Raw genomic sequence first — 1,056 nt, 5'->3', positions numbered from 1 at the left:
ACTGACGATCAGGGCGCCACCGCAACCACCACGTTAACCATTACCGTGACCGGTACCAATGATGTCCCGGTTGCACAGGCAGCCACCGCGTCGGTGACTGAAGATGCCACCATAACTGGTAGTGTGACCGCCACGGATGTGGATTTACCGGCGGATGCGACGCTGGCCTTCAGCACGGAATCCACCGTGGACGGTTTGACGCTGAACGCTGACGGCTCTTACAGCTTTGATGCCTCCGGTTATGATGCACTGAGCGCAGGCGAGACCCAGATCATCGAGGTGCCGGTAACCGTCACTGACGATCAGGGCGCCACCGCAACCACGACACTCACCATTACCGTGACTGGTACCAATGATGCGCCGGTGGCGCAAGCGGCGGTAGCCGTCGTCGCCGAAGATGCGACGATTACCGGCAGTATTACCGCAACCGATGTCGATCTACCTGATAACGCCAGTCTGACCTTCAGCACCGAGTCCAATGTGACCGGCCTGACCCTCAATGCCGACGGGACTTATCGGTTTGACGCTTCCGGTTATGACGCGCTGAGCGCCGGTGAAAAACAGGTGATTACCGTACCTGTCACCGTCACCGATGATCGCGGTGCGACGGATACCACCACCTTAACCATTACCGTGATTGGCACCAATGACGCCCCGGTGGCTCAGGCCGCTGTGGCCGTCGTCGCCGAAGATGCGACCATTAGCGGCAGTATTACCGCGACCGATGTCGATTTACCGGCCGGTCAGGTGCTGGTGTTTACCACCGACTCGACCGTCCCCGGCCTGACCCTCAATGCCGACGGAACTTACCGGTTTGATGCCTCTGGTTATGATGCGCTGAGCACGGGTGAAAAACAGGTGATTACTGTTCCGGTCACCGTGACCGATGATCGCGGTGCGACGGATACCACCACCTTAACTATTACTGTGATTGGCACCAATGACGCACCGGTGGCGCAAGCGGCGGTAGCCGTCGTCGCCGAAGATGCGACGATTACCGGCAGTATCACGGCGACCGATGTCGATTTACCGGATGGTCAGGCGCTGGTGTTTACC

General features: G+C 58.9%; 1 protein-coding gene. It reads left to right on the top strand.

Going from position 1 to position 1,056, the window contains the following annotated elements:
* Positions 1-1,056: VCBS domain-containing protein (locus VRK_RS21250; RefSeq protein ID WP_197413076.1), on the top strand; the 1,056-nt coding region annotated here is incomplete at both ends.

It is taken from the genome of Vibrio sp. MEBiC08052 (assembly GCF_001506075.1).
GTDB lineage: Bacteria > Pseudomonadota > Gammaproteobacteria > Enterobacterales > Vibrionaceae > Vibrio.
The sequence above is the reverse complement of the archived record's forward strand: the minus strand, read 5'-3'. Positions and strand labels throughout refer to the sequence as shown.